The sequence below is a fragment of the Microlunatus sp. YIM B11417 genome (assembly GCF_059617205.1).
Genome location: NZ_JCAMPJ010000002.1, coordinates 443,584 through 467,338 on the forward strand (window position 1 = coordinate 443,584; position 23,755 = coordinate 467,338).

The 23,755-nt window shown below is 71.6% G+C and carries 22 protein-coding genes; 13 read left to right on the plus strand and 9 right to left on the minus strand.

Annotated features, from left to right (window positions below; all coding sequences use genetic code 11):
* Positions 1 to 3: 3 nt before the first annotated feature.
* Positions 4 to 378 (minus strand): DUF485 domain-containing protein, encoded by a 375-nt coding sequence (locus AC6CCG_RS12340; RefSeq protein ID WP_496654831.1) that lies wholly within the window; start codon positions 376 to 378, stop codon positions 4 to 6.
* 87 nt (positions 379 to 465) lie between these two features.
* Positions 466 to 1,215 (minus strand): class I SAM-dependent methyltransferase, encoded by a 750-nt coding sequence (locus AC6CCG_RS12345; RefSeq protein ID WP_496654832.1) that lies wholly within the window; start codon positions 1,213 to 1,215, stop codon positions 466 to 468.
* A gap of 227 nt (positions 1,216 to 1,442) precedes the next feature.
* Between AC6CCG_RS12345 and AC6CCG_RS12350 the strand changes: the two genes are divergently transcribed.
* The 8 genes from AC6CCG_RS12350 (at position 1,443) to AC6CCG_RS12385 (ending at position 8,539) form a co-directional block, all read left to right on the plus strand.
* Positions 1,443 to 2,150: a Fic family protein gene (locus AC6CCG_RS12350; protein ID WP_496654833.1), complete on the plus strand. Its 708-nt coding sequence runs from the start codon at positions 1,443 to 1,445 to the stop codon at positions 2,148 to 2,150.
* Positions 2,151 to 2,687: 537 nt separating this feature from the next.
* Entirely contained in the window at positions 2,688 to 3,800 is a 1,113-nt protein-coding gene (gene ssd, locus AC6CCG_RS12355) for a septum site-determining protein Ssd (protein ID WP_496654835.1), read from the plus strand.
* Positions 3,801 to 3,808: 8 nt separating this feature from the next.
* Positions 3,809 to 4,960 carry a TadA family conjugal transfer-associated ATPase gene (locus AC6CCG_RS12360; RefSeq protein WP_496654836.1) on the plus strand — a complete coding sequence of 384 codons (1,152 nt, stop codon included), beginning with the start codon at positions 3,809 to 3,811 and terminating at the stop codon, positions 4,958 to 4,960.
* Positions 4,957 to 5,766, plus strand: a complete 810-nt coding sequence (locus AC6CCG_RS12365; protein WP_496654837.1) for a type II secretion system F family protein — start codon at positions 4,957 to 4,959, stop codon at positions 5,764 to 5,766. The genes AC6CCG_RS12360 and AC6CCG_RS12365 overlap by 4 nt, the downstream gene beginning before the upstream one ends.
* Before the next feature lie 10 nt (positions 5,767 to 5,776).
* Entirely contained in the window at positions 5,777 to 6,568 is a 792-nt protein-coding gene (locus tag AC6CCG_RS12370) for a type II secretion system F family protein (protein WP_496654838.1), read from the plus strand.
* A gap of 878 nt (positions 6,569 to 7,446) precedes the next feature.
* Positions 7,447 to 7,692, plus strand: coding sequence for a DUF4244 domain-containing protein (locus AC6CCG_RS12375; protein WP_496654839.1), 246 nt, complete (start codon positions 7,447 to 7,449; stop codon positions 7,690 to 7,692).
* A gap of 11 nt (positions 7,693 to 7,703) precedes the next feature.
* Positions 7,704 to 8,096 (plus strand): TadE family type IV pilus minor pilin, encoded by a 393-nt coding sequence (locus tag AC6CCG_RS12380; RefSeq protein ID WP_496654840.1) that lies wholly within the window; start codon positions 7,704 to 7,706, stop codon positions 8,094 to 8,096.
* Positions 8,097 to 8,116: 20 nt separating this feature from the next.
* Positions 8,117 to 8,539: an Rv3654c family TadE-like protein gene (locus AC6CCG_RS12385; protein WP_496654841.1), complete on the plus strand. Its 423-nt coding sequence runs from the start codon at positions 8,117 to 8,119 to the stop codon at positions 8,537 to 8,539.
* 65 nt (positions 8,540 to 8,604) lie between these two features.
* On the opposite strand, the gene AC6CCG_RS12390 is transcribed toward AC6CCG_RS12385, so the two are convergent.
* Together AC6CCG_RS12390 and AC6CCG_RS12395 are read right to left on the minus strand one after the other, a co-directional pair.
* On the minus strand, positions 8,605 to 9,252 hold the full coding sequence (locus AC6CCG_RS12390) for a hypothetical protein (protein WP_496654842.1): 648 nt from the start codon (positions 9,250 to 9,252) through the stop codon (positions 8,605 to 8,607).
* 94 nt (positions 9,253 to 9,346) lie between these two features.
* On the minus strand, positions 9,347 to 11,626 hold the full coding sequence (locus AC6CCG_RS12395) for a DEAD/DEAH box helicase (RefSeq protein ID WP_496655399.1): 2,280 nt from the start codon (positions 11,624 to 11,626) through the stop codon (positions 9,347 to 9,349).
* 205 nt (positions 11,627 to 11,831) lie between these two features.
* Here AC6CCG_RS12395 and AC6CCG_RS12400 point away from each other — a divergent pair, with 205 nt between their 5' ends.
* Positions 11,832 to 14,261 (plus strand): sodium-translocating pyrophosphatase, encoded by a 2,430-nt coding sequence (locus tag AC6CCG_RS12400; protein ID WP_496654843.1) that lies wholly within the window; start codon positions 11,832 to 11,834, stop codon positions 14,259 to 14,261.
* A 61-nt stretch (positions 14,262 to 14,322) separates the two neighbouring features.
* On the opposite strand, the gene AC6CCG_RS12405 is transcribed toward AC6CCG_RS12400, so the two are convergent.
* Entirely contained in the window at positions 14,323 to 15,171 is an 849-nt protein-coding gene (locus tag AC6CCG_RS12405; RefSeq protein ID WP_496654844.1) for an oxygenase MpaB family protein, read from the minus strand.
* A gap of 116 nt (positions 15,172 to 15,287) precedes the next feature.
* Here AC6CCG_RS12405 and AC6CCG_RS12410 point away from each other — a divergent pair, with 116 nt between their 5' ends.
* Complete coding sequence (locus tag AC6CCG_RS12410; RefSeq protein WP_496654845.1) at positions 15,288 to 16,601, plus strand: CPBP family intramembrane glutamic endopeptidase; 1,314 nt, start codon at positions 15,288 to 15,290, stop codon at positions 16,599 to 16,601.
* Here the strand turns inward: AC6CCG_RS12410 and AC6CCG_RS12415 are convergent.
* The 3 genes from AC6CCG_RS12415 to AC6CCG_RS12425 are packed head-to-tail and all read right to left on the minus strand — an operon-like array spanning position 16,518 to position 19,650.
* Positions 16,518 to 18,131 carry an ABC transporter permease gene (locus AC6CCG_RS12415; RefSeq protein ID WP_496654846.1) on the minus strand — a complete coding sequence of 538 codons (1,614 nt, stop codon included), beginning with the start codon at positions 18,129 to 18,131 and terminating at the stop codon, positions 16,518 to 16,520. The two genes, AC6CCG_RS12410 and AC6CCG_RS12415, sit on opposite strands and share 84 nt — an antisense overlap.
* Positions 18,128 to 19,021, minus strand: coding sequence for an ABC transporter ATP-binding protein (locus AC6CCG_RS12420; RefSeq protein ID WP_496654847.1), 894 nt, complete (start codon positions 19,019 to 19,021; stop codon positions 18,128 to 18,130). The genes AC6CCG_RS12415 and AC6CCG_RS12420 overlap by 4 nt, the downstream gene beginning before the upstream one ends.
* A complete protein-coding gene (locus AC6CCG_RS12425) occupies positions 19,018 to 19,650 on the minus strand; it encodes a TetR/AcrR family transcriptional regulator (RefSeq protein WP_496654848.1) in 633 nt (210 codons plus the stop codon). The genes AC6CCG_RS12420 and AC6CCG_RS12425 overlap by 4 nt, the downstream gene beginning before the upstream one ends.
* Positions 19,651 to 19,773: 123 nt before the next feature.
* Here AC6CCG_RS12425 and AC6CCG_RS12430 point away from each other — a divergent pair, with 123 nt between their 5' ends.
* From AC6CCG_RS12430 to AC6CCG_RS12440, 3 genes are read left to right on the plus strand one after another with little or no spacing between them, the layout of a single operon-like run.
* Positions 19,774 to 20,832, plus strand: coding sequence for a FecCD family ABC transporter permease (locus AC6CCG_RS12430; RefSeq protein ID WP_496654849.1), 1,059 nt, complete (start codon positions 19,774 to 19,776; stop codon positions 20,830 to 20,832).
* Positions 20,829 to 21,902, plus strand: a complete 1,074-nt coding sequence (locus AC6CCG_RS12435; protein WP_496654850.1) for a FecCD family ABC transporter permease — start codon at positions 20,829 to 20,831, stop codon at positions 21,900 to 21,902. The genes AC6CCG_RS12430 and AC6CCG_RS12435 overlap by 4 nt, the downstream gene beginning before the upstream one ends.
* A gap of 3 nt (positions 21,903 to 21,905) precedes the next feature.
* The gene (locus AC6CCG_RS12440) at positions 21,906 to 22,760 is read left to right on the plus strand and encodes an ABC transporter ATP-binding protein (RefSeq protein WP_496654851.1); all 855 of its coding nucleotides are present in this window, start codon (positions 21,906 to 21,908) and stop codon (positions 22,758 to 22,760) included.
* Here AC6CCG_RS12440 and AC6CCG_RS12445 read toward each other — a convergent pair.
* Positions 22,757 to 23,638: an aminoglycoside phosphotransferase family protein gene (locus AC6CCG_RS12445; RefSeq protein ID WP_496654852.1), complete on the minus strand. Its 882-nt coding sequence runs from the start codon at positions 23,636 to 23,638 to the stop codon at positions 22,757 to 22,759. The two genes, AC6CCG_RS12440 and AC6CCG_RS12445, sit on opposite strands and share 4 nt — an antisense overlap.
* Positions 23,639 to 23,755 lie beyond the last annotated feature (117 nt).

Here is a 23,755-nt window from a genome sequence, read left to right on the forward strand (position 1 = left end):
TGATCACCGGGTCGCCTCCGTCCGCTCGTCCTCGAACTTCTCGTGCAGCTGATCGGCCAACGGATCAAGGGACTTGCGCGAGTGCCGGGCGTACAGGAACGCGATCAGGAAGGTCGACACGAACTGCAACAGCCCGAAGATCAACGCGACGTTGATGTGGCCGGCCACTCTCATGTTCATGAAGTCGCGGGCCCAGTTGTTGCAGATGACATAGGCGATGTACCAGATCATGAAGACGATCGTGGCCGTCACCGCGAACGTGAGGTAGCGGCGCCGCAATTCGCCGAACTCCTGGCTGCGGGCGATGGTGCTGTAGGCACGGGCCTCGGGACTTTCGTCACCGGGAAGGGCCGGACCTGGCAAAGGGGGTTGAACCACGAGAAACCTCCACACTGAGAGCCGCAGACTGACGCGGGCAAACCAAGATCGACAGTATCGTCCGGGTTGCAGGCTTGGCCAGCGACACTACAGGCGGATCTGAACCCCGCTGTCGGCTTCGGCCGGGTTGAGTTGGGAGTGATCAACGACGGCTCGCCAGCAGGAGATCTGGTACGGCAGCATCAGCGGTTCCGGCGGCCGCGCGACCGAGGCGTACAACTCGTCGACCTGGGCCAGCAGTTCGTCCCGCTCGTCACCGGAGAGCTGCGCCGTGGCCGGCCGGCGGCGGACCATGTCCCGCAGGTCGTCCCGGGTGGCCGGCACCCAGTTGCGGAAGTTCTTCCGGGTCAGCTCGGTGAAGTACGGACTCTCGGCGATCCAGTCGACCGAGTCGGCGCCGTAGTCGCCGGTCATCGCGGCCGGGTCGTAGCGCTGCAGCAGTGCGGCCAACCGTTGCACCCAGGGCACGGTGTCGTCCCGGGTCACGTACAGGACGGCGAGTCGGCCGCCGGGCCGGAGCACCCGGGCGATCTCGGACAGGGCGAGCCCGGGCGCGAAGCGGTGCAGTGTCTGCGCGGCCGTGACGACATCGAAATGGCAGGCCAGGAACGGCAGCGACTCGACCTGCCCGACGACGGAGCGGGTGCCCAGCCGTTCGGTCAGCCGGCGGATCGCCGTTTCGTTCCGATCGAGGCAACACACCTGGTGACCGGCCTGATGCAGCATGCCGGCCAGGGCGCCGCGACCGGACCCGACGTCGAGCACCAGCGCCGGCCCGTCGCCGACCATCCACGCCGGCGCCTGGGCCGGAAACGGGGAAGATCGCGGACCCTGCATGGCCCTGACTGTAGTGCAGTGTCGCCCCTGAACCGTGGCACCCGGCGGCGCCCGGGCACGCACATCGCTGCGTTCTCACCGGTCGTCATCCCTTCCTCGTCGGCCTTGCGCTGGGCGCGCCCGGACCCCGCCCGGCGCCACGTTTCAGAGCGACCCTGCACTCGTGGTCGCAGGCGTGATCACTGTGGAGGTTGGCCCTTCGACGGGTGGGGCAGCACACTGGGCCGGTGACCGAATCCGACCCGCTGATCGCGCTGTCCGGACTGGAGGGCGTACCGTCCGCGGTGGCCTCGGCGCGGGACGCGGTCGATGCGGTGCTGCGGGACCGCGGTCTGCGCCGGATCGCCCCGGAATTGCGCGCCCGGGCCCTGTTGGACGGGGCCCGCGCCAACGCCGAACTGACCGACGATCCGGAGGGTCTGCTGCCGGGTGCGGTGCGGGCGGCGGGTGAGCTGCATGAGCTGGCCGGCTCCATCCTGCGGGCCCCGGGCCAGGCCATCGCCCGTGCCCACACGCTGGTCGCGCACGGTCTGGTGGCGCCGGAGGACCTCGGTCGGATCCGGCCCGAGGCCGGCGAACGGCTGACCGGGTTGCAGCGGTTGCTGACCGCGCCGAGCGAGGCACCGGCCCTGGTCCTGGCTGCGGTGGTGCATGCGGAGCTGGCGACGGTGGCGCCGTTCGGTGTCGGCGACGGTGTGGTGGCCCGAGTCATCGAGCAGGCCGTTCTGGTCGCGCGCGGGGTCGACCCGCTCGGCGTGGTGCCGGTGCCGGCCGGGCATCGGGACCTGGGTGAGGAGTACCGGGCACGGCTGGCCGGCTACGCCGAGGTGTCGGGGGTCGGGCCGTGGATCGCGTACGTGGCTCGGGCGGTGACCGGGGCCGCCGAGCGGCTGGCGATGCGACTCGGTGAATCGAGAACTCGGCCCCGCACGTAATAACGGCGCCCGCTTTACAGCGGGCGCCGCCAAGCACGACATATCCGAGCGACCAAGCGCGCACGGCCCATAGTGTTGGCCAAGGCGCGTGCCCTCTCAGCGTCGGGCCGCCCGATGGCGCAACAACCCATTGAAGGTGGGTGATCCTCGCGTGGGTACTCGGCTGTCATGCAAGGAATCTGGCTCGTCGCTTCCAACTGTCCGGACGGATCTCGAAAGATCGTTTCTCCGACCACCTGGTGTTCGCGAGTCGTTTTCCTTGCTGCTATTTCTACCTCGATTTCGAGCCAATGAAAAGACCTTGTAGACCAGCAATTTCGTGGCACGCTTGAGTTTCATCGGTGTGATCAGCCGGGACCTCGGCGATGCCACGGGCGGGGTCGGCCCCGCCCTGGCCCGGACCCGTCCGGATCATGATCAACTTCGGAAGTTGATCATGGAACGAGGGTTGTCCACAGGTAGGCCCGGACGATTTTCGTTGTCCACAGATTTTCTTGGCGGCGGCGGACGGTCGGTTTCCGGCGCAGAGTCCCCGGCATGAGACACGCACCTCCCCGCTACCCCCAGATCGTCATCCTGGCCACCGATCCCGACCTGCTGGACGGGGTCCTTGCCATCGCCGCGGCCGCGGGCGTCGAGCCGCGCGTGCTGCCCGACGCTGGCGCGATCCGCGGCCTCTGGTCGATCGCCGACCTGGTCATCGTCGGACTCGAGGTGGCGCCGCGGCTGGCCACGCTCGGGCTGCCCCGGCGGGACGATGTCTATCTGGTCGCGGCGGACGAGGCCGGTGGCGAGGCGCCGCGCTGGTCCGGGCCGCTGAGCGCGGCGGTGGTGCTGTTGCCGAGCGGTGCGTCCTGGCTGACCGCCGCGGTCGCCGACGCGAGCGGGCGGCGGGCGACCGACACCAGGCTGGCCGCGTTCGTCGGTGGGTCCGGCGGGGCCGGGGCGACCACGTGTGCCGCCGCGCTGGCGTACCTGGCGGCGCGGGACGGTCGGTCGACGCTGCTGATCGACGTCGATCCACGCGGCGGCGGCATCGATCTGGTGCTCGGGGCCGAGGAGGAACCGGGCTGGCGCTGGCCGCGGCTGGAGCGGGCCAGCGGGCACCTGGGCGAGCTGGCCGGGCAGCTGCCCCGGGTCGAGGGGGTCGATCTGCTGTCGATGCCGCGGCAGGCCGGGGTCGCGCCGACAGAGCTTCCGGCCGAGGCGATCCGCGCCGTACTGCTGGCCGGGCTGCGGGACTACGAACTCGTCGTCGCCGACCTGCCGCGGGTGCCGTCCGAAGCTGGTGCCGAGGTGTTGCGACGGGCCGACCGTACCTATCTGGTCGTTTCCGGCGAGATCCGCGGCCTGGCCGCGGCACGGCAGACCCTGGCCGAGCTGGACGGGCAGTGCGGCCCGGTGAGCGCGGTGCTCCGGACCCGGTCCAGCGGCCAGGTGGACGAGGTGACGGTGGGCGCCGGGCTCGGGCTCGAGGTCGCGGCGACGTTCCAGGGCGAAGCGGCGGTGTCCCGCGCGGCCGACCGGGGCGAGCCGCCGGGCCGGGCGTCGCGCAGTTCGCTGGCGCGGGCCTGTCGACGACTGCTCGACGATCTGGACGCCGACGACGAGGCGGCCGAGTCCCGTCCCACGTCCGGTCGGGCAGCCTGAGCGACGCGATGACCACCCTGGAACTGGAACCGATCCGGGCCCGGCTGGCCGGGCTGGGCCGGGAGCACACCCCGGCCGACGTCGCGGCCGCGTTGCGGGCGGAGGGCACCGCGGTCACCGATGCCGTGCTGCTGGAGACCTTGGAGGTGCTGCGCCGGGACAGCGTCGGCGCCGGACCGCTGGAACCGCTGCTCCGGCTGCCCGGCGTGACCGACATCGTCGTCAACGGCCCCGACGAGGTGTACGTCGATGCCGGCGCCGGCCTGCTGCGGACGGAGCTCACGTTCGCCGACGAGGCGGAGCTGCGCCGGCTGGCCCAGCGGCTGGCGGCGTCGGTGGGCCGGCGGCTGGACGACGCCTCCCCGTTCGTCGACGCCCGGCTGCCGGACGGGACCCGGGTGCATGCCGTGCTGGCGAACCTGGCCGCGCCCGGCACCTGTCTGTCGCTGCGGATCCCCGCGTCCCGGACGTTCTCGCTGGCCGACTGTGTCGCTTCGGGTTCGGTCAGCGAACCGGCCGCGGACCTGTTGACATCGATCGTCGAGTCCCGGTCGGCCTTCCTGATCAGCGGCGGTACGGGGTCGGGCAAGACCACCCTGCTGGCCGCGCTGCTCGGGCTGGTCCCGCCGACGGAACGGATCGTGATCGCCGAGGACTCCCGTGAGCTCGCGCCGCGCCATCCGCACGTGGTCCGATTGGAGGGCCGGCCGGCCAACGCCGAGGGTGTGGGCGCGGTGACGCTGACCGACCTGGTCCGGCAGTGCCTGCGGATGCGACCGGACCGGCTGGTCGTCGGCGAGGTGCGCGGCGCGGAGGTGTGCGACCTGCTGGCCGCGCTGAACACCGGCCACGAGGGCGGCTGTGGCACGGTCCACGCGAACACCGCGAGCCAGGTGCCCGCTCGCCTGGAAGCGCTGGCGGCACTCGGCGGTCTCGGCCGTGCCGCCTTGCACGCACAACTGGCGGCGGCCGTCGACGTGGTCGTGCATCTGGTCCGGGACCGGTCGGGGCAGCGCCGGGTCGGCGAGATAGCAACGCTGGCCCAGGATCCGGCCAGCGGCCTGGTGGTCGCGGAGCCGGCGCTGAGCTTCGACCGGGAGGGCCGGCCGTGCCGCGGGCCGTCGGCCGCCCGGCTGGAACGCCTTCTGGGGCGAGCATGACACTGCTGGCCCTGGTCCTGGCCGCGCTCGCGGCGATGTTGATCATGCCGCCCCGGCCGGGCGGGCGGGTGCTGGATCGCCTCGCGGCCGATGGCCGGGTGCCGGTGCGGATGGCCGGCCGGCGGCGGTGGCTGGTGCTGCTGCCGATCGCGGTGGCCGCCGTCGTGATCACCGGTGTGCTGGCCGGCGGGCGCGGTGCCGCCTACGCGACGGCAGGGGTGATCCTGGGCGGCCTGGCCCTCCGGATGATCATGGGCGGGGGACGTCGCGGCCGGTCGATCCGGGCCGAGGCCGAGATCGCCGATGCGTGCCGGGCGCTCGCCAACGAGGTCCGGGTCGGCAAGATCCCGGCCGACGCGCTGGCCGCGGCCGCGTCGGATCACCCGGTCCTCGCCGAGGCCGAGCGCGCCGACCGGCTGGGCGCCGACGTCGCCGAGCTCTGGCGCCGCCAGTCCCGGCTGCCCGGGCACGCCGGACTGCTCGAGCTGGCCCGCGGCTGGGAGGTCTGCCACAGCACCGGCGCCCCGCTCTCCGCGGCCCTCGATCAGATCGCCGACAGTCTCGGTGCTGATCAGACGGTCCGGTTGATGGTCGCGGGCGAACTGGCCGCGCCCCGGGCCAGCGGCAAGATCATGGCCGTGCTGCCCCTGCTCGGGATCGGCCTCGGCTACCTGATCGGCGGAGACCCGCTGGGCTTCCTCTGGAGCGAGCCGGTGGGCTCGGCCTGCCTGGTCGGCGGAACCCTGCTGGCGGCCGCCGGCATCCTCTGGGTCGACGCTCTGGCCCGGCAGGCCGAGCACGAGTAGGGAGATATCGATGGACGGCACGACCTGGATGATCGCGTCCGCCGGCCTGGCCGGGCTGGCCATGGCGCTGTTGCTGCACGGGCCGCGCCGCCGGGCGGAACGGCTCGGCGACGAAGCGGGCCATGATCGGGACCGGCGCACCGGAGTCAGGCGGCTGCTGGCCGGGCGGCCCGGCGCCCCCGCGCTCCGGCTGCGGATCGTGGCCGGGATCGTGATCATGGTCGTGTTGATCATGATCGGCCTGGTCAGGGCACCCGACGTCGGCTTGTTGATCATGCCCGCGGCGTGCGCCGCCGGGTTTGCGGTGACCGTCGTGACCGGTTGGGTCGAGACGGGGGCGTACCGGAGGCGGCGGCAACAGTTGATCATGGATCTGCCGCAGACCCTGGCGTTGCTCGGCGCCGCGGTCGGCGCCGGGCTGCCGTTGCGTGGCGCCGTCCGGGAGGTCGCTGCCGCCTCCGGCGGCCCGGTGGCCGAGGACCTGCGCCGCGTGCTCGCCCAGATCGAGCTCGGCCGGCCCGAGGAGGAGGCGTGGCGCGAGCTGCGCCGCGACCCGGTCTGGGCCCCGGTCGCCGTCGACCTGGCCCGCTCGGTGGAATCCGGCACCAGGTTGGCGGAAGGGCTGCGCCGGCACGCGGAGTTCGCCCGGCAGCGCCGCCGAGCGGCCATCGAGATCGTCGCCCGAGCCGTCGGCGTCCGCTCGGTCCTTCCTCTGATGGCCTGCTTCGTCCCCGCCTTCATCCTGATCGGCATCGTCCCCACCGTCGCCTCCGCCCTCCTCAAGGTGTTCGGCACCCCCTGAACCGAGCCGAAGCGTCGACTCCCGGACGCAGCGGATGCTCGGCGGGTGTGGCTGTCTGGTTCGGCCCGGACCCACGTCGGTCGGGTGAGGCCTGGCTCGTGGCGGATCGAGGTTCGGCCGGGAATGCGCCGGCGGCCGCTCCCCGGCGCGACCACCGCCGCCGGAGAAACCCCTGCCGCCACCGGAGAACGAGCTCCCGCCACCGAATCCGGTGCCGCTGAACCCCGCCGCCGCCGCGGCTGGAGCCCGATGCGGCTGTCGAGCGCATCCAGGCCTGCGTCGGTCGGTGGGAACTGTCGACCAACACCGGTCAGGTGCGGCTGCTGGGCGTGGCTCGGGTTGCGAGGGCGGGTTGCGGCTACCAGGTCCGGCGCTGCTCCTCTCCGGCCAGCAGGCGCCCGCGGGCCGGGTTTGCGGCTCGTCGCGATGTGTTTCCTGGGATCCGGCCGTTGCGTGGCTGCGCCGCCCGACGCGCTCCGCAGCCGCCACACTCGACGACAGGGGAGGGCGCTCGGTGCGCCGCCGATGCCCGCCACCTGCACCGGGACGGCGATCAGCCGTCCACAGCGCGGCCGCCGTCATACGCAACGCGACCGCCCGCCAAGTCCCACTTCGAGGCCGCGCCGCGTCGAGCGTGACGTTACGGACCGTAGAAGTCGATTTCAGATGATCGCAACCGCACACTCGACGACGCGGGTGGTCGGGGTGGCGTGGCGCGCTTCGGGGTTGTCCACAGCTGCGGTGTTGTCCGTTGGCTTATCAACAGATTTCTTTGCCTGCGGTGGATTCCGGCCGAGCCGCGCAGACTCCCGGGCGTATCCGCGGTGGATGCGGCACCACTCGGCGGTCCGAGCGGTGCCTGACTGAAGGAGCAGGAGATGTCGGAGATCATGAAGGATTCGAGTGTGGAACTGGAGCCGCGCGCGGCCGAGCCGGAGGCGCGGACGCCGGTGCTCCAGCGGGACGAACGCGGTCTGGTCAGTGCCGAGTGGGTGCTCGGGATCGTCGCCGCCGCTGCTCTGGCCGGGGTGCTGCTGGCGATCGTGACGAGCGGCCCGGTCGAGGAGTCGCTGGTGAAGGTGGTGCTGGACATCATCGGCAGGTTGACCGGCCTGCTGAAGTGACCGGACCGGCCATGTCGACGAGTGATCAGCGGCAGCGATCGGGCGACGCCGGCATGGGCCGGATCCGGGACCGCGGGATGGTGACGGCCGAACTGGCCGTCTCCATCCTGGCGGCCCTGGCGCTGCTCAGCCTGTTGAGCTGGGGGATCGGTCTGATCGTGCTGCAGCTGCAGTGCGGTGACACGGCGGCGGAGGTCGCACGGCAGGCGGCCCGCGGCGACGAGGCCGGGATCACCCGCGCGAAGCGGGATGCCCCCGACGGCTCGGTGATCATGATCGACACGTCGGGCAACACCACGATCGTCACCGTACGGCTGCAGGCCCGGCCGCTGTCGATGCTGGTGCCGGCAGTTCCGCTCACCGCCTCGGCCGAGGTGGTGCCCGAGCCGGGGGAGACCGGCTGACGTCCGGCCCAAGGAGAAACATGATCATGAACAGGTCACGACGCACGCCCAGCAGGAAGTCGTCTCGATGGCTGCCTCCTCGGGACGAGCGGGGCAGCGGCACCATGCTGATGGTCGGCGCCATGATCGTGATCACCGTGCTCGCGTTCGTCGGGACCACGGTCGCCGGCTACGCGGTCGCGGTGCACCAGGCCCGCGCCGCCGCCGACCTCGCCGCGTTGAGCGGTGCCGTCGCGCGGTCCGACGGCACGGACGGGTGCGCGGCAGCCAGGACGATCGCCCGGGCCAACCGCACCACGCTGACCGACTGCGACGTGGTCGGAGACCGGCTCGACTTCGTGATCACGGTCCGAGTCCGGCAAGAGGTGCCGCCCCTGATGCCAGGCCTGCCGCGATCGGTGGCCGCCAAGGCCCACGCCGGCCCGGTGTCCAGCCCGCCCTGACGGCAGCAAAGGCCCACCGAGATCAGGACAGGACCCCTGCCGAGGTCCGGAGCGGCGCCTTCGGGTCAGGACCGAGGGTCTTCGCGGGTGAGTTCGTCGGCCTCGTCGAGCAGGCGGCGGCGTTCCTCGGCTGTCGTCTCGCCCGCCTCGGACCGGTCGTGCCGTCCGGCCCGATCCTTCCCGGCGGCGGACTCACGGTCGCCGCCGGCCGACCCGCGGCCGGCGGGTTCGTCGAGATCGAGGGCGCTGCCGCGGGCGGAGCCGCCCTTCGGAGTGGAGGAGGAGTCGGTCGGATCGGAGTCGGGCTTCCTGGTGCCCGGGGCCTTCGGGTCCGACTTCTTCGGCTCGGCGGTCTTGCCGGCGGCCTTCTCGTCCCCGGCGGTCGCGCCACCGGCTGCCTTCGAGTCCTTCGTCCCGGTTCCGGACGTGCTGCCGCTCTTGCCCGAGAGTGCCTTGCCGCGTACGCCGGCCGCCGCCTTGAGGGCCTTGATCTCCTGGTGCTGGGCGCGGAGGCGTACGAGTCCGGTCCAGAGGAGCCAGCCGGCGACGGCGAGCACCAGCATGGTGACGGCGCCGGTGACGTACACCCCGGTGATGTTGGCCGGGATCCGGGCCACGAAGACCTGAAGATCGAAGGACTGGGGGTTTCCGACGATGATCGCGATGGTGAACACGATCACGAGGACGATCAGCACCACGGCTACCGGGATCATGCCGGTCATTATGGACCCCGGGCGCCCGGAGATGTGGGCAATCGGGCGCCCCTCGCGGGTCCCGGCCGGCATCCCGATCAGCCGCGGAGCCGGGTCAGGTCAGTTCGGGCGTCCGGTCGAGCAGCCGGCCCAGCAGCAGCCCGGCTCCGGCCTTGTCCAACGGGGTGTTGCCGCGACCGCACTGGGCGGAGACGACGCAGGCGGGGCAGCCAGCGTGGCAGGGGCAGTGATCGACCCGGTGGGCCGCGGCCGCGACGAGTTCCTGGCCGGCCAGGAAGGCGAGCCGGGCGAAGCCGGAGCCGCCGGGGTGGGCGTCGTGCAGGAACACGGTCGGGCCGCCCGTGTCGGCGTGCGCGACCGCGGAGACTCCGGCCACGTCGCCGCGGTCGCAGCGGGCGAACAGCGGCAACAGCCCGACCAGGGCGTGTTCGGCGGCGTGGACCGCGCCGCCGAGCTGGGCTGCCGACAGTTCATGATCATCGACGGCCACGGTCCACCAGCAGGCCGCGGTCCGCATCCGGCGCTCGGGAAGATCGAGCGGGGTCGAGTCCCAGACCGCGCTGGTCGCCTCGTCCCGGCGCAGGAAGCCGATCACCCGCGAGATCACGTCGACCCGGCCCAGCCGCAGCCGGCCCGACCCGGACGTGACGACCTCGCGCTCCTCGACGATCTTGACCTGCTGGGACACCTGGGCCTGGGTGTAGTAGCCGGGGCGGGCCGGGTGCACGATGGCCTCGCCGGCCTCAAGATCAAGTTCCTGACACAGGTAGGTCTCGCCCTGATGCAGATAGACCGCACCGGGATGCACGGTGGCGTCGGCGCTGGCCCGGTCGGCGTGGCCGAGCACCCGGCCGGTGGACTCGTCGACGATCTCCACCGGCCGGCCGCCGATGGAGCGCAGGTCGATCCCGTCGACCGCCCGTTCGGTCCGGGTCCAGTAGGCGGCGCCGTCCGGCCGCCGGCGCAGCACGCCATGATCACAAAGGCCCTTGATCAGCGCCGGCGCGGTCGGGCCGAAGTAGGCCGTGTCCCGTGCCGTCAAAGGAAACTCCTGGGCGGCCGCGGTCAGCTGGGGCGCCAGGATGTACGGGTTCTGCGCGTCCAGGACCACCGGCTCCGGCGGGGCCGCGAACAACTCGTCGGGATGATCGGCGAGATACTGGTCAAGCGGGTCCTGCCGCATCATGATGATCACGTCGGCGTCACCGCCGCGCCGGCCGGCCCGGCCCGCCTGCTGCCACATCGCGGCCCGGCTGCCCGGCAGGCCGGCCATGATCACCGCATCCATCCCGGCGATGTCGATCCCCAGTTCCAGCGCGTTGGTGGCGGCCACGCCCATCACCGACCGGTCCAGCAGCGACCGCTCCACGGCGCGGCGGTCCGAGGCCAGATAGCCACCGCGGTACGACTCGATCCGGCCCACCGCCTCCGGATGATCATCGAGCCGCTCCCGGGCCTGCAGCGCGACCAGCTCCGACATCCGCCGCGACGGGGTGAACGCGATCGTCTGCCGACCCTCGGCGACCAGCTCGGCGAGCAACTCCGACGTCTCCGACTCGACCGACCGCTCCGGCTGCCACAGCTCCATCCGGACCACGCCGTGCGGCGAACCGTCCTCGGTCACCGGCGTCACCTCGGCCGCAGCGGCCCCGACCAGTTCGGCCGCCAGCCGCCCGATGTCCGAGCCGGTCGCCGACGCCAGCGCGAACACCGGCCGCGCCCCGTACCGCTCGGCGACCCGGCGCAGCCGGCGCAGCACGCAGCCGACCTGCGACCCGAAGACGCCGCGGTAGCGGTGCGCCTCGTCGATCACCACGTACCGCAGAGAAGAAAGGAAGGAGGACCAGCGTTCGTGCCCGGGCAGGATCGAGGCGTGCACCAGGTCCGGGTTGGTCAGCACATAGGAGGCGAAGTCGCGCGCCCAGTCCCGCTGCTGCGGCTGGCTGTCGCCGTCGATGGCCGCGATCGGCCAGCCGGCGGGGCCCAGCTCGGCCCCGGTCCGCAGCTGGTCGTGGGCGAGTGCTTTCGTGGGTGCCAGATAGAGGGCCGTGTGCGGCCGCCGCGGGCGGAGCAGCCGGTCCCGGTCCGGGGTCGCCAGTCCGCCGGCCGCGTCCGGCCCGCCGTACGTCGCGGTCAGCACCGGCAGCAGATAGCCGAGCGACTTGCCCGAGGCCGTACCCGTGGCCAGGGCGGTGTGCCGACCGCGGAAGAGGCTGTCGGCGGCCTCGGCCTGGTGTTGCCAGAGACGTTCGATGCCGCCCCGACGGACGATCGCCTCCCGGACCGCCACCGGCACCCAGTCCGGCCAGTCGGCCGGCCGGGCCGTGCGTGCGGGCACCAGGTGGCGATGGCGCACCCGCTCGGCCCGACTCATCAACTCCACCTGGACCAGCTTTCCTTACAGTTCTGACGCTTTCCGCGGACCTGCACACCGCGGGGTCACTGTGACAGGCGTCTCGGTGCTTTTCGGGTACGGCCTTCAAGACCGATGAGCAAACCAGTGCACATGGTGGTTAGACTGCCCGCCATTGCGCCGCACCCGGCGCTTGCGACATCCCAGGTTTCAGGAGGACCCCAGAATGCCCGGACTTCCACATGCGTTGGAAGTGCTGCCGCTTGCCGTCTTGAGCGGGTTCAATCCCGTGTTGGTCGCCGTCGTCGCCGCCATCGCGCTGGTTGCCCTGGTGATGGCCTTGATCTTCCGGCGGGAAGTGCTTGCCGCCGGCGACGGTACGCCGAACATGCAGCGCATCGCCCTCGGAGTTCAGGAGGGCGCCGCAGCCTTCCTCGGCCGCCAGTTCAGAACCCTCGGCGTCTTCGCAGCGATCGCCTTCGTCCTGCTGCTGGTCCTCCCGGCACACAGCGACGGCGGCTTCAACGAATGGGTCCTGCGGATCGTCCGCTCGGTGGCCTTCCTGCTCGGCGCGCTGTTCTCGGCCCTGATCGGCTACCTCGGCATGTGGCTGGCGGTCCGCGCCAACGTCCGCGTCGCCGCGGCGGCCCGGGACCAGGGCCGGGACCCCGCCATGCGGGTGGCGTTCCGGACCGGTGCCCACGTCGGCATGGCCACCGTCGGCCTCGGCCTGCTCGGTGCCGCGATCGTCGTGCTGATCTTCCAGTCCGACGCACCGACGATTCTCGAGGGCTTCGGCTTCGGCGCCGCGATGCTGGCCATGTTCATGCGGGTCGGCGGCGGCATCTTCACCAAGGCGGCCGACGTCGGCGCCGACCTGGTCGGCAAGGTCGAGCAGAACATCCCGGAGGACGACCCCCGCAACGCGGCGACCATCGCCGACAACGTGGGTGACAACGTCGGCGACTGCGCCGGCATGGCGGCCGACCTCTTCGAGTCGTACGCGGTGACGCTGGTCGCCTCGCTGATCCTCGGCAAGGCCGCGTTCGGCGGCTACGGCCTGGTCTTCCCGCTCGTCGTACCGGCGATCGGCGTGATCACCGCGATCATCGGCGTCTACCTGACCAAGCCCCGGGCCGGCGAGAACGGCCTGCGGACGATCAACCGCTCCTTCTACATCTCGGCGGCGATCTCCGCCGTGCTCTGTGCGATCGCCGCGTTCACCCTGCTGCCCAGCACGTTCGACGCGCTCGGCGTGGAGGGCCTGGAGTTCAGCGGCCCGATCAACGACCCGCGGATCGTCGCGGTGGGTGCGGTGCTGGTCGGCATCGTGCTGGCCGTGATCATCCTCGCCCTGACCGGCCGCTACACGGGCACCGAGCACCGTCCGGTACGCGAGGTCGGCAAGACCTCGCTGACCGGCGCCGCGACGGTCGTGCTCTCGGGCATCTCGATCGGCCTCGAGTCCGCGGTCTACACCGCCGTGGTGATCGCCGCCGCGGTCTACGGCGCCTTCCTGCTCGGTGGTGGCGGCATCGTCTCGCTGTTCGCGATCGCGCTGGCCGGCTGTGGTCTGCTGACGACCGTCGGTGTGATCGTGGCCATGGACACCTTCGGCCCGGTCTCCGACAACGCCCAGGGCATCGCCGAGATGTCCGGTGACGTCGAGGGTGACGGCGCCCAGATCCTGACCGAGCTCGACGCGGTCGGCAACACCACGAAGGCGATCACCAAGGGCATCGCGATCGCCACCGCCGTGCTCGCCGCCACCGCGCTGTTCGGTTCCTACACCGATGCCATCCGCGGCGTCCTCGCCGATCGGTACGCGGAGTTCGCGGCGCAGGCCGTGGTCTTCGCCCCGGAGACCCTGGTCGGTCTGATCATCGGTGCGGCGGTCGTGTTCCTCTTCTCCGGTCTCGCGATCAGCGCGGTCGGCCGGGCCGCCGGCGCGGTCGTGTTCGAGGTGCGCCGCCAGTTCCGCGAGATCCCCGGGATCATGGAGGGCACCGGCAAGCCGGAGTACGGCAAGGTCGTCGACATCTGCACCAAGGACTCGCTGCGCGAGCTCGCCACGCCTGGTCTGCTGGCGATCATGGCGCCGATCGCGGTCGGCTTCGGCCTCGGGGCTCCGGCCCTGGCCGGCTACCTGGCCGGCGCGATCGCCTGTGGCACGCTGATGGCGGTCTTCCTGGCCAACTCCGGTGGCGCCTGGGACAACGCGAAGAAGCTGGTCGAGGACGGCCATCACGGCGGCAAGGGCTCGCCGGCCCACGAGGCCACCGTGATCGGCGACACCGTCGGCGACCCGTTCAAGGACACCGCCGGCCCGGCGATCAACCCGCTGATCAAGGTGATGAACCTGGTCGCCGTGCTGATCGCACCGGCCGTCGTCGCGATGTCGCCGCTGAGCACCTCGCCCAGCCCGCTCCGGTACGTGGTCGCGATCATTGCCCTCGCCGTCATCGTGGCTGCGGTCGCGATCAGCACCCGGCGCGGTCAGTCAATCGCCGAGGACGAACCGAACCCGGGCCTGGACGGGCTGCCCGGCAATCCGCCCGACGCCCTGAACGAGCTGCCCTCGCAGCCCGTCGAGGAGCAGCCGGCGGCCGAGCCGGAGCCCGCTCCGGAGCCGGAGACCTCCGAGTCCCGCAAGTAGGTCGGTTGTCAGGTCGGATCCCCCGTACGCAAGGCGTGCGGGGGATCCGTCATTTCCGGGGTCAGACGGCCGTGTCGCCGGCCAGGGCCCAGCGCAGGATCCGGGTCAGCCGGTCGGCGGCGGCCCGGGCCGGCACCCGGTCGGCGGCCGGCAGTCCCAACTGCACCCGGGCCCAGCGCGGCAGCAGCGAGACGGCGCCGGCGGCGAGTGCCCGGTAGCCGAGTCCGGACGGGCCGGGGATCGGCGGCCGGCGGAGCAGCAGGTCGACGACGTCGTCCGACCCCGGTCCGCGGGTCAGCTCCGGTCGATAGCCCTCGATCACGGCGGTCAGCGCGGCCCGCGTCGCGGGCGGTTCCGGTACGCCGAGCCGGCCGGCCACCAGTCGGGTCTGATCGACGTACCGGTCGTACCCGGCCTCGTCCAGCGGGTTCGCGCCGAACGCCCGGTGGGCCTCGAGGAAGCTGTCGATCTCGGCCGCGTGCACCCAGAGCAGCAGGTCGGGGTCGTCGGCCCGGTAGGCCCGGCCTCCCGGGCCGTCGCGTTCGGTTCCGCGGACCCGGCGATGGATGCCGCGCACCTTGGCGATCGCGCGTTCGGCGTCGGGCACCGTGCCGAATGTCGTCACCGTGATGAACCGGCTGGTCCGCTGCAGGCGTCCCAGCGGATCGGTACGGAAGTCGGAATGCTCGGTCACGCCGCGCATCGCGACCGGGTGCAGCGACTGCAGCAGCAGCGCCCGGATCCCGCCGATCAGCATCGCGATGTCGGAGTGCACGGTACGGATCGGGTCGCCCTCGGCGAACCAGCGCGGACCCGGCGTGTGCCAGATCCGGGCGTGGTGCTCCTCGAACCGGTCTCCGGCCACGGGCCGGCGGACCGCCTGCACCAACGCGGTCCGGATTGCCTGCACCCCTCGAGGGTAACCGCGGGCCGACCGCGGGCTGGCAGACTGGCCGCCATGAGATCGACCCCACGACGTAGCTCTCCTCCGCCGTGTTCTCGCGCACTACGCCGAGGGGCCGCAGCATGAGCGCCCCGGCCGGACCGCCGCAGCCCTCCTCCGGCGACCCGCAGCCCGCGTCGGGCGGGTCGCAGCCCTCGTCCGGTGATCCGCAGCCGTACCCGGCTGGACCGCCGCAGCCCTATCAGCCCGGACCTGCCCAGCCGTATCAGCCCGGACCCGCCCAGCCGTATCAGCCGGGACCCGGGCAGCCGGATCCAACCGGCTCGCCGCAGCCGTACCCGGGCGGGCCACAGCAGCCGTACCAGGCCGGACCACCCCAGCCGTTTCCGTCCGCTCCGCCGGCCCAGCCGTACTATCCGCCGGAGCCCGCGGCGCCGGTCTCGCCGCTGCCGACGGAGCCGAGCGAGTATCAGCAGTTGTTCCGCGGGCCGCGCCGCCGCTGGTGGCGGCCGTTGATCTCGCTGCTGCTCGCGGCCGGCTTCTGGCTGATCCAGGTGGTGCTGCTGACCGTCGCGTTCATGATCTATTCCACGCTGATCGGCCGCAGCGTCGAGGAGACGCTCACCTCGCTCACCGGCGGTGATCTCGGACCGGACGCGTTCCTCTTCAACAATCTGATCCTGATCGCGCTGATCCCCTCGGTGCTGCTGGCGAACCGGATCGCGCACGGGCTCAAGGTCGGCTACACCACGTCGGTGGCCGGCCGGGTCCGATGGCGCTGGCTGGCCCGCTGCCTGATCACCGTCGCTCCGCTGTGGGTGATCTACCTCGGCCTCGGGCAGGTGTTCTTCCCGGCGGCGTCGCCGCGGCCCGAGCAGTGGGTGGCCATGTTGATCTTGGTCCTGCTGACCACGCCGCTGCAGTGTGCCGCCGAGGAGTACGGCTTCCGTGCCTGGATCCTGCAGAACGTAGGCAGCTGGATCCGGCACCCGGTCGTCGCGATCGTGATCGCCACGGTGCTGTCCTCTGCGGTCTTCGCCCTCGCGCACGGCAGCCTGGACTTCTTCGTGCTGGCCGACATCGGGCTGTTCGCGGTGGCGGCGGTGATCCTCACCTGGCGTACCGGCGGGCTGGAGGCGGCGATCGCCATCCACACCGTCAACAACGTGTTGATCTTCGTCACCATCATGATCTTCGGTGGCTGGGAGGACGCGCTGGTCGGGCCGGAGACCACCGGCTCGCCGATCTCCCTGATCATGTCTGCCGTGGTGGATGCGATCGCCGTGGCGTTGATCCTGTGGCAGGCCAAGGTGGCCAAGATCGACCGCCTCTACCGGCCGGCCCCGCCCAACTCACCCGTTGCCCAGGTCGCGCCGGCGCAGCCCGGCTATTCCTATCCCGGTCAGCAGTACGGCCAGCCCGGTCAGCCCGGCTAGCGCCGGCAGCAGTGGCAGCAGGCCGAGCTGCCCGCTGAACGTGAGCGCGTACGGCGAGAACCTGAGCACCAGGTCCGGAACCAGCCGGAACTCGCCGAGCAGGTCCAGCACCAGCAGCAGGCCGAGCACGGTCCAGCAGACCGGCCCGGCCACCCGGGGCAGCCAGCCGGTCAGCGCCACCGCCAGCCCGATCATGATCAACACCGACGGCAGGTAGCCCAGCGTCATCGCCGCCAACGAGAGTCCGGTGCCCGACGTCAGCCCGGCCGCCAGCCCGATCGCGGCCAGCACCGCGGCGCCGGTCAGCGCAGCCATGGTGATCTCGCCGAACGCCCAGGCGGTCCGCGAGGTGCGGGTGACCAGGATCGGCTCGGCGAGCCCGGTCCGCTCGTCGCCGCGCAGCGCCAGCACCGTGGCCAGGGCGGCTGCGGTCGCCACCTGGGCGAGCACGTACACGATGAAGCGGAAGAACACTTCGCTGACGCTGCCGCCACCGGCGCCCCGACTGAGCTGCTGGAACGCGGGCGTGTCCAACTGGGCGTCCAGCGACTGGGTCACCGAACCGAGCAGCAGGCCGAGCAGGCCCAGTCCGAGCGCCCAGCCGGCGACCGCGGCCCGGTGCCGCCGCCAGGCCAGTCCCAGCGGCGAGGAGAGCAGGGCGGTCGCCCGGGCCCGGCCCGGCCGCGGCGGGATCAGCCCGGCACCAAGATCACGGACCAGGGCGAGCCGGCCCGCGATGATCATGGTCAGGACGCCGCCGGCCGCCGGCAGCAGCGGCACCCAACCGTGATCGCCGGCGAACGCCTCGGTGTGCCGCGCCCAGCCGATCGGGCTCAGCCAGACCAGCCAGGACCGGGTCAGGTCACCGGCCGCGGCGAGGGCGAACGCGACCCCGAGCACGACGAAGGAGATCGCGTACGCGGCGCCGCTCTGGGCCAGCTGGGCGACCAGGGCCGTGGCGCCGGTGAAGAACAGCCCGGTGCCGGCGAAGACCGCACCGATCAACAGCGAGCCGACCGGCGCCTGGCCCTGACCGAGCAGTCCGAGCGTTGCGACCAGCCCCACCGCGACGTTGCCGATCATGGACACCGAGACCGCGGCGGCCAGCGGCGCCAGACGCCCGATCGCGGTGCTGGACAGCGTCTCCTGCCGACCGGTCTGCTCGTCGGCCCGGGTGTGCCGGACCGTGATCAGGATCGTCACCACAGCCTGGACCAGGGCTCCGGAGCTGGCCACGGTCCACGCGACCAGGCCGCCCAGTGTGGCCGCGAAGACCGGCCCCCGGGTGGCCAGCTGGGACGGGCTGGCCAGCGCGACGTCGGCGAAGTTGATCATGTCCTGATCGGTCGGGTACGCCACCCGGGTGGCCGACACCATCGCGGCCGGCAGCAGCCCGAGCGCGAGCGTCCAGACCAGGAGCAGCATCCGGTCCCGCTGCAGGTGCAGCCGGACCAGCAGCCCGGTCCCGGTGATCATGGAGTGCCGGCCCCGGCTGAGGTCGGCACGCGGTGTGGTGGCGAGCGCGGTCATGACCGCACCGGCTCGGTCTGGTAGTGGCTGAGGAAGACCTCTTCCAGGGTCGGCGGCGTGATGGTCACGCCTCGTACCCCGGCCTCGGCGAGCGCCCGCAGCAGATCGTCCAGGGCCGCCGGATCGACCCGGCAGCGCAGCGAACCGCCGTCCAGCTCGACGTCCTCGAGCCCGGTTATCGACTCCAGCCGTGGCGCCCGGTCCAGCTGCGCCGTGACGACGCTGTGTCGCGCCCCGCGCAGTTGTTCCAGCGGCGCCGAGGCGACCAGCCGGCCGGCCCGGATGATGCTGAGCCGGTCGCACAGCCGTTCCGCCTCGGACAGGATGTGGCTGGACAGCAGGACGGTCGCGCCGCGGCCCTTGGCGGCCTCGAGCTCGTCGCCGAACACCTGCTCCATCAGCGGATCGAGCCCGGAGGTCGGCTCGTCGAAGATCAACAACTCGGCCTCGGAGGCGAACGCGGCGACCAGCGCGACCTTCTGCCGGTTGCCCTTGGAGTAGGCGCGGCACTTCTTGGTCGGATCCAGCTCGAACCGCTCCAGCAACTCCGGCAACCGGGCCGGCGTGCGGCCGTTCAGCCGGGCGATCAGATCGATCACCTCGCCACCGGTGAGCGACGGCCAGAGCGTGACGTCCCCGGGCACATAGGCCAGCCGGGCATGCACCGCGGTCGCGTCGGCCCACGGGTCGAGGCCGAACACGGACACCGACCCGGAGTCGGCCCGGAGCAGGCCGAGCAGGATCCGGATCGTGGTCGTCTTGCCGGCACCGTTGGGACCGAGGAACCCGTGCACCTCGCCGGGTGCGACCTCGAGCCGGAACCCGTCCAGGGCGAGGGCGGACCCGTACCGCTTGATCAGGTCGGACACCATGATCACGGAATCGTTCATGCTGGCTCCTCCTCCGAGGATTCGGTACGGACCGCCCGGCGGGCCTGTTCGGCGATCGAGGCGTCGAACAGTTCGGGGTCGAGGATGTCGAGCATCGCGGCGCCGACGGTACGGGCGCCCTGCTCGGACAACAGCTCGGTGCCTAGCAGGCCGGACAGCTGTGGACCGAGCACCACCAGGCCGAGCCGCATCGCCACCAGCACGGCCGCTCTGATCTTGGGATCGACGCTCCGGTCCCGCCCCTTGAGGTACGGCGTGGTCAGCTCGACGATCCGTTCGAAGATCAACACCGAGCCGGGCGAGCCGTCGACCAGGGCCCGGACCAGGTAGCGCACGACGGGCGGCGCGGACCGGTAGATCTCGGTCGAGAACGCCGGCTGGCCGAGCTGACCTTGATCGATGCCGAGCGTCACACCCTGCCGCAGGTAGTCCAGGACATGATCATCACAGGCGGCCCGGAGCTGGTCCTTGGTGCCGAAGTGGTGTTGCAGCAGCGCGGGCGAGACGCCGGCCCGCTCCGCGATCGCCCGGATCGTCGCCGCCTTCCAGCCGCGCTCGGCGAACACCTCCATCGCCGCATCCCGGATTCGGGCCCGCGCGGTCAGGTCCTCCGGTGGTCGGGTACTCATGATCGAGACTGTACAACTGTCCAGTCTCCTGGACAACTGTCCAGTCATGGCTGTGACGGGGGTCTCGGTCCACTGGGTAGTCGCCAAGTTTCGCGTCGTTTGGATCCAGGTTAGGCTTCCCTTATGAGTACGTTGACGGTGGCGCAGGCCGCCGATCAACCGGGGGTGCGTTCGCCGCTGCGGCGGACCTCGCTCCGTTTGGTCGGGGTCGTTGTCGGCATCGGCATCGTCGTCCTGCTCTGCTTCCTGAGCATCGCCGTCGGCACCCGCTCGATCAGCCCCGACACCACGCTGCAGGCCCTGATCAGCTACGACGCGCAGAACACCGACCACCTGGTGATCTTGAACTACCGGATCCCGCGGACCGTGCTCGGTCTGATGGTCGGTGGGGCGCTCGGCCTGGCCGGTGCCGTGATGCAGGGTGTCACCCGCAACCCGCTGGCCGACCCGGGCATCCTCGGCGTCAACTCCGGCGCGGCGCTGTTCGTGGTGCTGGCGATCTCCATCTTCGGGATCGGCTCGGTGCTCGGCTACGTCTGGTTCGCCTTCTTGGGTGCCGGTGTTGCGGCCGTCGTCGTCTACAGCGTCGCCTCGCTCGGCCGGGAGGGCGCGACGCCGATCAAGCTGGCCCTGGCCGGTGCCGCGGTGTCGGCCGCGTGCGGCGCGGTGACCACGTCGTTCCTGCTGTTCAACCAGTCCACGTTCGACCAGTTCCGGTTCTGGCAGGTCGGTGCGCTGGCCGGCCGGGATCTCACGGTGGCGGTCCAGGTCGGGCCGTTCCTGCTGGTCGGTGCCGTGCTGGCGCTGGTGCTCGGCCGGGTGCTCAACACGCTGTCGCTCGGCGAGGACGTGGCCACCTCGCTGGGGGCGAACGTGATGCTGTCCCGGGCCCTGTCCGCCGCCGCAGTGGTGCTGCTCTGCGGTGCCGCGACCGCCGCCTGCGGCCCGATCGGCTTCATCGGCCTGACCATTCCGCACGTCGCCCGCATGATCACGGGCCCGGACTACCGCTGGATCCTCCCGTACTCGATGATCCTGGCGCCGATCCTGCTGCTGTCGGCCGACATCGTCGGCCGCATCATCGCCCCGCCCGGCGAGGTCCAGGTCGCCATCGTGACCGCGGTGATCGGGGCGCCGGTGTTCATCGCGCTGGTCCGTCGCAAGAAGCTGGCCGATCTGTGACCGCCGCGACTCAGGATCAGTTCAACGCGGCCGCCCCGCTGGGCGGCACGATCGGCATCGTCCGCGGCGTCCGGCGGCGGTTGCGCCGCCGCGTCGTCGTGGTGTCGCTCGTCCTGGCTGCCGTCCTGCTCGGGCTGTTCGTCGCCTGCATGGTGGTCGGCGACTACCCGATCTCGCCGCAGCAGCTGTTCGCGTCGCTGACCGGCCGCGGCACCCGGGCCACCAATTTCATCGTGTACGACCTCCGGCTGCCCCGGGTGGTCACCGGGATGGCGATCGGCCTCTGTTTCGGGATGTCCGGCGCGATCTTCCAGTCCATGATCAAGAACCCGCTGGCCAGCCCGGACATCATCGGGATCACGTCGGGCGCCAGTGCGAGTGCGGTGGTGGCGATCCTGGTCTTCGGACTGAGCGGCTTCGCGGTCTCCGGCATCTCGCTGATCGGCGCCGTGATCACGGCGGCCCTGATCTACGCGCTGGCCTGGCGGAAGGGGCTGGCCGGCTACCGGCTGGTCCTGGTCGGCATCGGGATCGCGGCCATGCTCGCCTCGGTGATCGACTATCTGATGACCCGGGCCGAGGTGAACGACGCCCAGGTCGCGCTGCTCTGGCTGACCGGCAGCCTGAACGGCGCCTCGAACACCAAGATGGTGCCGCTGCTGATCCTGTGCGCGGTGATCGTTCCGCTGACCCTGTGGGCCGGTGCGGCACTGTCCGGGCTGCAGCTGGGTGACGACACCGCGAAGAGCATCGGGATCCGGGTCGAGGTGTACCGGCTGTTGCTGATCTTGTTCGGCGTCGCGCTGGCCGCGATCGCGACGGCCGCCGCCGGCCCGGTCGGCTTCGTGGCCTTCGTCTCCGGCCCGATCGCGCGCCGGCTGACCCGGGGGACCGGGGTCGCGCTGATCCCGGCCGCGCTGGTCGGCGCGGTCGTGGTGACGGCCGCCGACTTCGTCGGCCAGCACCTGCTGCCGATGCAGTTGCCGGTCGGCGTGCTGACGGCCGCCATCGGAGCGCCGTACCTGATCTACCTCTTGATCGTTTCCAACCGTGTCGGAAATGGGGGATGAGCGATGGTCGCCTTGGAGGTACCCGTCGAGGTACGGCCTGCGGTCGAGCACACGCTGGAGGCTGTTGATCTCGATCTGGGCTACGGCGAGCGGAAGATCGTCCAGAACCTGACGGTCGAGATCCCGACCGGCCAGGTGAGCGTGATCATCGGCGCCAACGGCTGCGGCAAGTCGACCCTGTTGCGGGGCCTGGCGCGGCTGCTCACGCCGACCGGCGGCCGGGTGCTGCTGGACGGGCGCAGCATCTCCACGATGCCGAGCAAGGAGGTCGCCAAGATCATGGGGCTGCTGCCGCAGGCCCCGACGGCGCCCGAGGGGATCACCGTCGCCGATCTGGTCGGCCGCGGCCGCTATCCGCACCAGGGCTGGTTCCGGCAGTGGACCGGCGACGACGATCGCGCCGTCGCCGAGGCGTTGGCCGCGACCGACATCGTCGACCTGGCCGGCCGCCCGATCGAGGAGATGAGCGGCGGCCAGCGGCAGCGGGTCTGGATCGCGATGGCGCTGGCGCAGGAGACCGACCTGCTGCTGCTCGACGAGCCGACCACCTATCTCGACCTGACCCACCAGATCGACGTCCTGGACCTGCTGACCGACCTGAACCGGCGGCGTGGCACCACGATCGTGATCGTCATGCACGACCTCAACCTGGCCTGCCGCTACGCCGATCACCTGATCGCCATGTGCGACGGCCAGATCGTCGCCCAGGGCAAGCCGGTCGACGTGATCACCGCGGAGAACGTGGACCGGGTCTTCGGCATGCGAGCCAAGATCATCACCGACCCGGTGTCGCGGACCCCGACGATCATCCCGATCGGCCGGCACCACTGCGACCCGCCCGAGGACGAGCTCCGTTAGCGTTCCGGCAACAGCAGCTGCTCGATGGTGCGTGCAGCGAGGGCGACGAAGGCCGGGTTGGTGATCCGGTAGTACGGGATGATCAGGGCCGCCTGGTGCAGCGCGTAGCCGCGGGCCCGTTCCCAGTCCTCCTCGGTCGGGCGCAGCCGATCCTGGTAGGCGGCCCGTCCGCGGGGGCCGAAGGTGGCCCAGGCGGCGACCAGATCCGCCGCGGGATCGCCGGCGCCGGTGCCGCCGAAATCGATCACGGCCGCGATCCTGCCGCGGTCGACCAGGAGGTTGGGACGCAGCAGGTCGGAGTGGATCCACTGCCGTGGGCCCGAGTACGGCGGCAGGTCGAGGGCCCGGTCCCAGGCCCGCATCGCTGCCCTGGTGTCGATCTCCGGGTCGGACTGCGTGATCGCGCGCCGGGTGTCCTGGTCGAGTTCGGCGAGCGGGCGCCGACCGGCCGACGGAACCTCGGCCTCGACCGGGATCGCGTGCAATGCGGCCACGAAGTCGGCCAGCGCTGTTCCGGCCGCCGCCTCGTCGTCGATCACGTCGTCGCCGTACGGGCTGCCGTCGATCCACTCGTAGACGGCCCACACGTGCGGGAACTCCTCCGTCGGCGTACCGGCCGCGGCGGCCCGGGGAATCCGCAGCGGCAGCCGCGGAGCCAGGAACGGCAGCCAGCGAAGCTCACGGGCCAGGTCGTCGCCGTGGTGCGGCATCAGGGGCAACCGGACGCTGAGGTCGTCGCCGAGCCGGAACAGCGCGTTGACCGTCCCGAGCGACGGCACCCGCGTGATCGGCAGGCCGGCCCACTCCGGGAACTGCTCGGCCAGCAGCCGCCGCACCAGATCGGTGCCGATCTCGAGTTGTCCTTCGTGCATGATCATTTCAGTCCGTCTCCCGTCGCTCTGCCGGAGTATCGACGGCTCCGCCGGAACCCGCAACCCGAATATCCGATCAGGCCGACCCGGCCGGCGCGCTTGCCGTGCCCGGCTCCGGCCACC

Bases quoted from the DNA above. Each gene is read 5' to 3' on its own strand.
- AC6CCG_RS12345 (WP_496654832.1), bottom strand. From the start codon at position 1,215: ATGCAGGGTCCGCGATCTTCCCCGTTTCCGGCCCAGGCGCCGGCGTGG.
- ssd (WP_496654835.1), top strand. From the start codon at position 2,688: ATGAGACACGCACCTCCCCGCTACCCCCAGATCGTCATCCTGGCCACC.
- AC6CCG_RS12360 (WP_496654836.1), top strand. From the start codon at position 3,809: ATGACCACCCTGGAACTGGAACCGATCCGGGCCCGGCTGGCCGGGCTG.
- AC6CCG_RS12365 (WP_496654837.1), top strand. From the start codon at position 4,957: ATGACACTGCTGGCCCTGGTCCTGGCCGCGCTCGCGGCGATGTTGATC.
- AC6CCG_RS12370 (WP_496654838.1), top strand. From the start codon at position 5,777: ATGGACGGCACGACCTGGATGATCGCGTCCGCCGGCCTGGCCGGGCTG.
- AC6CCG_RS12375 (WP_496654839.1), top strand. From the start codon at position 7,447: ATGTCGGAGATCATGAAGGATTCGAGTGTGGAACTGGAGCCGCGCGCG.
- AC6CCG_RS12380 (WP_496654840.1), top strand. From the start codon at position 7,704: ATGTCGACGAGTGATCAGCGGCAGCGATCGGGCGACGCCGGCATGGGC.
- AC6CCG_RS12385 (WP_496654841.1), top strand. From the start codon at position 8,117: ATGATCATGAACAGGTCACGACGCACGCCCAGCAGGAAGTCGTCTCGA.
- AC6CCG_RS12390 (WP_496654842.1), bottom strand. From the start codon at position 9,252: ATGATCCCGGTAGCCGTGGTGCTGATCGTCCTCGTGATCGTGTTCACC.
- AC6CCG_RS12395 (WP_496655399.1), bottom strand. From the start codon at position 11,626: ATGAGTCGGGCCGAGCGGGTGCGCCATCGCCACCTGGTGCCCGCACGC.
- AC6CCG_RS12400 (WP_496654843.1), top strand. From the start codon at position 11,832: ATGCCCGGACTTCCACATGCGTTGGAAGTGCTGCCGCTTGCCGTCTTG.
- AC6CCG_RS12410 (WP_496654845.1), top strand. From the start codon at position 15,288: ATGAGCGCCCCGGCCGGACCGCCGCAGCCCTCCTCCGGCGACCCGCAG.
- AC6CCG_RS12415 (WP_496654846.1), bottom strand. From the start codon at position 18,131: ATGACCGCGCTCGCCACCACACCGCGTGCCGACCTCAGCCGGGGCCGG.
- AC6CCG_RS12420 (WP_496654847.1), bottom strand. From the start codon at position 19,021: ATGAACGATTCCGTGATCATGGTGTCCGACCTGATCAAGCGGTACGGG.
- AC6CCG_RS12425 (WP_496654848.1), bottom strand. From the start codon at position 19,650: ATGAGTACCCGACCACCGGAGGACCTGACCGCGCGGGCCCGAATCCGG.
- AC6CCG_RS12430 (WP_496654849.1), top strand. From the start codon at position 19,774: ATGAGTACGTTGACGGTGGCGCAGGCCGCCGATCAACCGGGGGTGCGT.
- AC6CCG_RS12440 (WP_496654851.1), top strand. From the start codon at position 21,906: ATGGTCGCCTTGGAGGTACCCGTCGAGGTACGGCCTGCGGTCGAGCAC.
- AC6CCG_RS12445 (WP_496654852.1), bottom strand. From the start codon at position 23,638: ATGATCATGCACGAAGGACAACTCGAGATCGGCACCGATCTGGTGCGG.